The 8,257-nt window shown below is 40.2% G+C and carries 7 protein-coding genes, 2 tRNA genes, 1 rRNA gene and 1 pseudogene; all 11 read left to right on the forward strand.

Translation table 11 applies throughout. The annotated features are described in order from the left end of the window. The first annotated feature begins 28 nt into the window (after window positions 1–28). The 11 genes and pseudogenes from ACIY19_RS02465 (at window position 29) to ACIY19_RS02515 (ending at window position 8,167) form a co-directional block, all read left to right on the forward strand. Window positions 29–295 (forward strand): RNA-binding S4 domain-containing protein, encoded by a 267-nt coding sequence (locus ACIY19_RS02465; protein ID WP_001234975.1) that lies wholly within the window; start codon window positions 29–31, stop codon window positions 293–295. Then, entirely contained in the window at window positions 288–656 is a 369-nt protein-coding gene (locus ACIY19_RS02470) for a septum formation initiator family protein (protein ID WP_000041922.1), read from the forward strand. Before ACIY19_RS02465 ends, ACIY19_RS02470 begins: the two co-directional genes overlap by 8 nt. A gap of 4 nt (window positions 657–660) precedes the next feature. Next, window positions 661–783 (forward strand): SP_0009 family protein, encoded by a 123-nt coding sequence (locus ACIY19_RS02475; RefSeq protein ID WP_000429343.1) that lies wholly within the window; start codon window positions 661–663, stop codon window positions 781–783. Beyond that, a complete protein-coding gene (locus ACIY19_RS02480; protein ID WP_409002597.1) occupies window positions 776–2,044 on the forward strand; it encodes a serine hydrolase in 1,269 nt (422 codons plus the stop codon). Before ACIY19_RS02475 ends, ACIY19_RS02480 begins: the two co-directional genes overlap by 8 nt. Beyond that, window positions 2,041–3,318: a tRNA lysidine(34) synthetase TilS gene (gene tilS / locus ACIY19_RS02485; protein WP_409002598.1), complete on the forward strand. Its 1,278-nt coding sequence runs from the start codon at window positions 2,041–2,043 to the stop codon at window positions 3,316–3,318. Before ACIY19_RS02480 ends, tilS begins: the two co-directional genes overlap by 4 nt. Window positions 3,319–3,322: 4 nt before the next feature. Then, a complete protein-coding gene (hpt, locus tag ACIY19_RS02490) occupies window positions 3,323–3,865 on the forward strand; it encodes a hypoxanthine phosphoribosyltransferase (RefSeq protein WP_409002599.1) in 543 nt (180 codons plus the stop codon). Window positions 3,866–3,880: 15 nt separating this feature from the next. Beyond that, window positions 3,881–5,839, forward strand: a complete 1,959-nt coding sequence (gene ftsH, locus ACIY19_RS02495; protein ID WP_409002600.1) for an ATP-dependent zinc metalloprotease FtsH — start codon at window positions 3,881–3,883, stop codon at window positions 5,837–5,839. A gap of 39 nt (window positions 5,840–5,878) precedes the next feature. Continuing rightward, a pseudogene (locus ACIY19_RS02500) lies at window positions 5,879–6,130 on the forward strand (23S rRNA (uracil-5-)-methyltransferase RumA); the annotation flags it as partial. A gap of 66 nt (window positions 6,131–6,196) precedes the next feature. Next, a tRNA-Glu gene (locus ACIY19_RS02505) sits at window positions 6,197–6,268 on the forward strand. 228 nt (window positions 6,269–6,496) lie between these two features. After that, window positions 6,497–8,043 (forward strand): 16S ribosomal RNA (locus tag ACIY19_RS02510). A gap of 51 nt (window positions 8,044–8,094) precedes the next feature. After that, window positions 8,095–8,167 (forward strand) — tRNA-Ala (locus ACIY19_RS02515). Window positions 8,168–8,257: the final 90 nt, after the last annotated feature.

Raw genomic sequence — 8,257 nt, forward strand, 5'->3', positions numbered from 1 at the left:
GGTACAATAATAATTTGAGGTAATAAAAATGAGATTAGACAAGTATTTAAAAGTATCACGAATTATTAAGCGTCGCACAGTCGCAAAAGAAGTAGCAGATAAAGGTAGAATCAAGGTGAACGGAATCTTGGCCAAAAGTTCAACGGATTTGAAAGTTGATGACCAAGTTGAAATTCGCTTTGGAAATAAGTTGTTGCTTGTTAAAGTACTAGAGATGAAAGATAGTACAAAAAAAGAAGATGCAGCAGGTATGTATGAAATTCTCAGTGAAACACGGGTAGAAGAAAATGTCTAAAAATATTGTACAGATGAATAATTCTTTTATTCAAAATGAACATCAACGTCGTCGTTACCTGATGAAGGAGAGACAAAAACGAAATCGTTTTATGGGTTGGGTCCTTATTTTGATGATCTTGTTGTTTATTTTACCAACTTATAACTTGGCCCAAAGCTATGATCAGTTACTGCAACGACGTCAGCAATTAACAGAGTTGAAAGAGCAGTACCAAACTCTTAGTGACGAAAAGGATAAGGAATCTGCTTTTGCTGCAAAGTTGAAAGATGAAGACTATGTAGCAAAATATGCACGCGCCAAGTACTATTACTCAAAGAAACGAGAAGCAATTTACACAATTCCTGATTTGCTTCCGAGGTAATGTCATGGAAAATTTATTGGAAGTTGTTGAGCAATTTTTAAGTTTATCAGATGAAAAATTAGAGGAATTGGCAGCTAAAAACCATTTATTACGATTACAAGAAGAAAGGGAAGAGAAGAATGCGTAAGTTCTTAGTAGTTTTATTGCTACCTGCTTTTATCATAACCTCAAGAGTAGTTAGCACAGAAAAACAGCTTCCTTACTCTTCGCAAGAAATTTATTATCTAACTGAGTCTGATTATGGATTCTACTATAAAGAAACTCTGGAATCCCCAATGGTATATGGAGAAACAGCCGTCTATGCTAATGAGGATCTTGTTAAAGAGTCTGGTAAATTGACTCCTGGAACCACCTTTAAAATAGTAGAATGGCGTTTGAATAGACAAGGTGTTCCTGTTTTTAAATTAGATAATCACCAGTTTATCCTTGCAGATAAGCGTTTAATCTATGATCAAAGTCAAGTTCAAACTCAAAATAGACAAGTATGGTTGGAGCCAGGGTTTGTTATCTATAACAGCCCCTATGATGCGAAAGAAATTTCTTCATCCCTCTCTCCCTATCAACGCGTAACGGTGGATAGAACTCTCTTTGCTGAGGGACAAGAATTTCTTCATATTGATCAAGTTGGGTGGGTATCAAAAGAGCTCACCTCAGAAGAAGACAATCGCATCCAGAAGGTTCAAGAAGTTTTATCAAACAACTATCAGAATGAAAATTATTCTATTTATGTTAAACAACTGAGTACAGGTAAAGAGGCTGGGGTGAATGAAGACAGCAAACTTTATGCAGCTAGCATCTTGAAACTAGCCTATCTTTATTACGCTCAAGATAAGATAAATCAAGGAGAGTATACGTTAGACAGTAGCTTCAAGTATGTCCCGGAAGTAAATAGTTTCCCTGGGTCCTATAAACCAGAAGGTAGTGGTAGCTTACCTAAAAAAGAAGATAACAAAGAATACAGTCTTCAACAGTTAATTACCAAGGTAACAAAAGAGTCTGATAATGTTGCTCATAATATTTTAGGTTATTACGTGACCAATCAATCTGACGGGGCTTTCAAAGAAAAAATGTCCACCATTATGGGCGAAGATTGGGATGTGAATGATAAACTAACTTCTTCAAAAATGGCTGGAAAAGTCATGGAAGCTATTTATAATCAGAATGGTTTTGTCTTAGAGTCTCTAGGTAAGACTGATTTTGACAACCAACGAATCGCAAAAGGTGTTTCGGTTAAGGTAGCTCATAAAATTGGAGATGCCGATGAGTTTAAACATGACACTGCCATTATTTATACGGATTCTCCTTTCGTTCTTTCTATTTTTACCAAAAATTCTGATTATGATACTATTGCTAAGATAGCTAAGGATGTCTATGAGGTTCTAAAATGAGGGAACGGGATTTTTTAAATCATTTTCTCCGAAAAGAGTATTTCAAAAAACATTCGAAAGTCGTGTTAGCTTTGTCTGGCGGACTGGATTCAATGTTTTTATTCCAGCTATTGTCTACTTATCAAAATGAGTTGGGAATTGAGTTGATTTTAGCACATGTCAATCACAAGCAGAGAAGGGAATCTGATTGGGAGGAAAATGAACTAAGGAAGTTAGCTGATGCAGCTGAACTTCCTATTTATATCACAAGCTTTTCAGGAGACTTTTCAGAAGCGCGTGCTCGAGAGTTTCGTTATGATTTTTTTAGGAAAATTATGAAAGAGGTTGGAGCGACTGCCTTGGTCACTGCCCACCATGCAGATGATCAGGTTGAAACGATTTTGATGCGCTTGATTCGAGGAAGTCGACTACGCCATTTAACAGGAATAAAAGAAAGTCAAGTAGTTGATGATATTGAAATTATCCGTCCCTTGCTGCCTTTTCATAAAAAAGATTTTCCACCAATTTTTCATTTCGAAGATCAAACAAATCAGGAAAATACCTATTTTCGCAATCGCATTCGGAATAGGTATTTACCAGAACTTGAAAAAGAAAATCCTCGTCTTAAATCCGCCCTTTTAGATTTAGGAAGGGAAATTTCAGATTACCAAGCAACAATAACGGAGCTTTCGAAACAAATTGATGTGGAAGATTTGAATGAGCTATTTTCATACTCTCAACAAACTCAAGGAATCTTGCTCCAGAACTATCTTAATCAATTTCCAGACTTAAATCTGACAAAGGCTCAGTTTGCTGAACTTCAACAGATTTTAGCAAGGAAAAGCCAGTATCGCCATTCTCTTAAAAATGGTTATGAATTGATAAAGGAGTATCAGAATTTTCGAGTTTGCAAAATCAGTCCACAGGCTGATGAAAAGGAAGATGAACTTGTGTTACACTATCAAAATCAAGTTCGATATATGGGCTATTTATTTTCCTTTGGTATCCCTATTGAAGGGGATTTTGTTCAAAAAGTAACAGTTTCACGGGAAACATCTGTACATATTAGATGTCGAAAACCTGGCGATATTATTATCCTAAATGGTCATCGAAAGAAACTGAGACGTTTATTTATAGATTTGAAAATCCCTATTGAAAAACGAAAAACAATCCCTATTATTGAGCAATTTGGAGAAATTGTCTCAATTTTAGGAATTGCGACCAGTGATTTGAGTAAAAACACGAAAAATGATATAATGAACACTGTAATTTATATAGAAAAAATAGATAGGTAAAAAGATGTTAGAACACGATATTAAAAAAATCCTCGTTTCACATGATGAAATTACAGAAGCAGCTAAAAAGCTAGGTGCACAATTAACAAAAGAATATGAGGGGGAAAATCCAATTCTTATTGGAATTCTAAAAGGATCGATTCCTTTTATGGCTGAATTGGTCAAACATATTGATACGCATATTGAGATGGACTTCATGATGGTATCTAGTTACCATGGTGGAACAGCAAGTAGTGGTGTCATCAATATCAAGCAAGACGTGACTCAAGATATCAAAGGAAGACATGTCTTATTTGTAGAGGATATCATCGATACAGGTCAAACTTTGAAGAATTTGAGAGATATGTTTATTGCAAGAGAAGCAGCTTCTGTTAAAATCGCGACTTTGTTAGACAAACCAGAGGGACGTGTTGTTGAAATTGAAGCGGATTATACTTGTTTTACTATTCCAAATGAGTTTGTAGTAGGTTATGGTTTGGACTATAAAGAAAATTATCGTAACCTTCCTTATGTTGGAGTATTGAAAGAAGAAGTTTATTCAAATTAGAAAGATTTATCTTTAATGAAAAAACAAAATAATGGTTTAGTTAGAAACCCATTTCTCTACTTGTTAATTATCTTCTTCCTAGTGACAGGATTCCAGTATTTTTACTCTGGAAATACTGCTGGACGAAGCGAAAAAATTAACTATACAGAACTGGTAAAAGAAATTACAGCAGACAATGTAAAAGAATTAACCTATCAGCCAAATGGTAGCATCATTGAAGTGTCTGGTGTTTATAAAAATCCTAAGACTAGTAAAGAAGAAACAGGAATTCAATTTTTCACTCCTACAGCTACAACAGTAGAAAGATTCTCAAGTACTATTCTTCCGTCTGATTCAACAGTTTCAGAATTGCAAAAAATTGCTTCGGAACATCAGGCAGAAGTAACAGTCAAACATGAGAGTTCAAGCGGTATGTGGATCAATATCCTTGTCTCTGTTGTGCCATTTGCTATTCTTTTCTTCTTCCTATTCTCTATGATGGGAAATATGGGAGGAAATAGTGGCCGAAATCCAATGAGTTTTGGACGTAGCAAGGCTAAAGCTGCAAACAAAGAAGATATCAAGGTACGTTTCTCGGATGTTGCTGGTGCCGAGGAAGAAAAACAAGAATTAGTAGAAGTTGTTGAATTTCTAAAAGATCCAAAACGATTTACAAAACTTGGTGCGCGTATTCCTGCAGGTGTTCTTTTAGAGGGACCTCCGGGAACAGGTAAGACCTTACTTGCTAAGGCAGTTGCTGGAGAAGCAGGAGTTCCATTCTTTAGTATCTCAGGTTCTGACTTTGTAGAAATGTTTGTCGGAGTTGGTGCAAGCCGTGTTCGTTCTCTTTTTGAGGATGCAAAAAAAGCAGCGCCAGCCATCATCTTTATCGATGAAATTGATGCCGTTGGTCGCCAACGTGGTGTCGGTCTTGGTGGAGGAAATGATGAACGTGAACAAACCTTGAACCAACTCTTGATTGAGATGGATGGTTTTGAGGGAAATGAAGGAATCATCGTTATCGCTGCGACGAACCGTTCAGATGTTCTAGATCCAGCTCTTCTCCGTCCAGGACGTTTTGATAGAAAAGTCTTAGTTGGTCGCCCTGATGTTAAAGGTCGTGAAGCAATCTTGAAAGTTCATGCTAAAAATAAACCTCTGGCAGACGATGTTGATTTGAAACTAGTTGCCCAACAAACCCCAGGATTTGTGGGAGCTGACTTAGAAAATGTTCTAAATGAAGCGGCATTAGTTGCTGCTCGTCGCAACAAATCAATCATTGATGCTTCAGATATTGATGAGGCAGAGGACAGAGTGATTGCTGGACCATCTAAGAAAGATAAAACAGTATCACAAAGAGAACGTGAATTGGTTGCTTATCATGAGGCTGGACATACCATTGTTGGTTTAGTCTTGTCAAATGCCCGTGTTGTTCATAAAGTTACCATTGTACCACGTGGACGTGCAGGTGGCTACATGATTGCACTTCCGAAAGAGGATCAAATGCTTCTATCTAAAGAAGACATGAAAGAGCAATTGGCAGGTTTGATGGGTGGTCGTGTAGCTGAAGAGATTATCTTTAATGTCCAAACGACAGGAGCTTCAAATGACTTTGAACAAGCTACACAGATGGCTCGTGCAATGGTCACTGAATACGGTATGAGTGAAAAACTTGGCCCAGTTCAATATGAAGGTAATCATGCTATGTTTGGTGCACAAAGTCCTCAAAAATCAATTTCAGAGCAAACAGCCTATGAGATTGATGAGGAAGTTCGTTCATTATTAAATGAGGCACGAAACAAAGCTGCTGAAATCATTCAGTCAAATCGTGAAACTCACAAACTGATTGCAGAAGCGTTATTGAAGTTCGAAACATTAGATAGTACACAGATTAAATCTCTTTACGAAACAGGAAAGATGCCTGAGACAGTAGAAGAGGAATCCCATGCACTATCTTATGATGAAGTGAAATCAAAAATGAGTGAAGAAAAATAAATTTAGAGAGGTTCAACCTCTCTTTTTATGTTCTAATGTGATGGCTACCGAGCGGATGCCCTGATAGTCGACCCTCCTCGAACGGGTTTAGATGACAAGTTATTAGATACCATCCTAACCTATGTTCCAGACAAAATGGTCTATGTATCCTGCAATGTTTCGACCTTGGCACGAGATTTGGTTAAACTAGTAAAAGTCTATGACCTCCAGTATATCCAGTCGGTCGATATGTTTCCCCACACTGCACGGACAGAAGCAGTGGTTAAATTAGTGAAGAAAAGAAAAAATTAAATTCACTGAAAAAAGTCCTTGACAAAGGTAAAAAAGTAGGTATAATAGAAAGAGTTGAAAAGCTCAGGTCCGTTGGTCAAGGGGTTAAGACACCGCCTTTTCACGGCGGTAACACGGGTTCGAATCCCGTACGGACTATGGTGTATTGCGGTTAAAAAAACTTGAAAAAAGTTTAAAAAATCTGTTGACAGAGGCAGGTAGCTGTGATATACTAATATAGTTGTCGCTTGAGAGAATGAGTGACAAAGACCTTTGAAAACTGAACAAGACGAACCAATGTGCAGGGCACTATAACTAAGGTTATAGTACTGAACAATGAAAAAACAATAAATCTGTCAGTGACAGAAATGAGTGAGAACTCAAACTTTTAATGAGAGTTTGATCCTGGCTCAGGACGAACGCTGGCGGCGTGCCTAATACATGCAAGTAGAACGCTGAAGGAGGAGCTTGCTTCTCTGGATGAGTTGCGAACGGGTGAGTAACGCGTAGGTAACCTGCCTGGTAGCGGGGGATAACTATTGGAAACGATAGCTAATACCGCATAAGAGTAGATGTTGCATGACATTTGCTTAAAAGGTGCAATTGCATCACTACCAGATGGACCTGCGTTGTATTAGCTAGTTGGTGAGGTAACGGCTCACCAAGGCGACGATACATAGCCGACCTGAGAGGGTGATCGGCCACACTGGGACTGAGACACGGCCCAGACTCCTACGGGAGGCAGCAGTAGGGAATCTTCGGCAATGGACGGAAGTCTGACCGAGCAACGCCGCGTGAGTGAAGAAGGTTTTCGGATCGTAAAGCTCTGTTGTAAGAGAAGAACGAGTGTGAGAGTGGAAAGTTCACACTGTGACGGTATCTTACCAGAAAGGGACGGCTAACTACGTGCCAGCAGCCGCGGTAATACGTAGGTCCCGAGCGTTGTCCGGATTTATTGGGCGTAAAGCGAGCGCAGGCGGTTAGATAAGTCTGAAGTTAAAGGCTGTGGCTTAACCATAGTACGCTTTGGAAACTGTTTAACTTGAGTGCAAGAGGGGAGAGTGGAATTCCATGTGTAGCGGTGAAATGCGTAGATATATGGAGGAACACCGGTGGCGAAAGCGGCTCTCTGGCTTGTAACTGACGCTGAGGCTCGAAAGCGTGGGGAGCAAACAGGATTAGATACCCTGGTAGTCCACGCCGTAAACGATGAGTGCTAGGTGTTAGACCCTTTCCGGGGTTTAGTGCCGCAGCTAACGCATTAAGCACTCCGCCTGGGGAGTACGACCGCAAGGTTGAAACTCAAAGGAATTGACGGGGGCCCGCACAAGCGGTGGAGCATGTGGTTTAATTCGAAGCAACGCGAAGAACCTTACCAGGTCTTGACATCCCTCTGACCGCTCTAGAGATAGAGTTTTCCTTCGGGACAGAGGTGACAGGTGGTGCATGGTTGTCGTCAGCTCGTGTCGTGAGATGTTGGGTTAAGTCCCGCAACGAGCGCAACCCCTATTGTTAGTTGCCATCATTCAGTTGGGCACTCTAGCGAGACTGCCGGTAATAAACCGGAGGAAGGTGGGGATGACGTCAAATCATCATGCCCCTTATGACCTGGGCTACACACGTGCTACAATGGCTGGTACAACGAGTCGCAAGCCGGTGACGGCAAGCTAATCTCTTAAAGCCAGTCTCAGTTCGGATTGTAGGCTGCAACTCGCCTACATGAAGTCGGAATCGCTAGTAATCGCGGATCAGCACGCCGCGGTGAATACGTTCCCGGGCCTTGTACACACCGCCCGTCACACCACGAGAGTTTGTAACACCCGAAGTCGGTGAGGTAACCTTTTAGGAGCCAGCCGCCTAAGGTGGGATAGATGATTGGGGTGAAGTCGTAACAAGGTAGCCGTATCGGAAGGTGCGGCTGGATCACCTCCTTTCTAAGGATAAGGAACTGCACATTGGTCTTGTTTAGTCTTGAGAGGTCTTGTGGGGCCTTAGCTCAGCTGGGAGAGCGCCTGCTTTGCACGCAGGAGGTCAGCGGTTCGATCCCGCTAGGCTCCATTGGTGAGAGATCACCAAGTAATGCACATTGAAAATTGAATATCTATATCAAATAGTAACAAGAAAATAAACCGAAACGCTGTAGTATTA

The sequence above is a fragment of the Streptococcus sp. ST14 genome (genome assembly GCF_046098195.1).
Taxonomy (GTDB): domain Bacteria; phylum Bacillota; class Bacilli; order Lactobacillales; family Streptococcaceae; genus Streptococcus.

What these genes read in the sequence shown, in the direction of transcription:
- ACIY19_RS02465 (WP_001234975.1), top strand. Translation starts at nt 29, where the DNA reads ATGAGATTAGACAAGTATTTAAAAGTATCACGAATTATTAAGCGTCGC.
- ACIY19_RS02470 (WP_000041922.1), top strand. Translation starts at nt 288, where the DNA reads ATGTCTAAAAATATTGTACAGATGAATAATTCTTTTATTCAAAATGAA.
- ACIY19_RS02475 (WP_000429343.1), top strand. Translation starts at nt 661, where the DNA reads ATGGAAAATTTATTGGAAGTTGTTGAGCAATTTTTAAGTTTATCAGAT.
- ACIY19_RS02480 (WP_409002597.1), top strand. Translation starts at nt 776, where the DNA reads ATGCGTAAGTTCTTAGTAGTTTTATTGCTACCTGCTTTTATCATAACC.
- tilS (WP_409002598.1), top strand. Translation starts at nt 2,041, where the DNA reads ATGAGGGAACGGGATTTTTTAAATCATTTTCTCCGAAAAGAGTATTTC.
- hpt (WP_409002599.1), top strand. Translation starts at nt 3,323, where the DNA reads ATGTTAGAACACGATATTAAAAAAATCCTCGTTTCACATGATGAAATT.
- ftsH (WP_409002600.1), top strand. Translation starts at nt 3,881, where the DNA reads ATGAAAAAACAAAATAATGGTTTAGTTAGAAACCCATTTCTCTACTTG.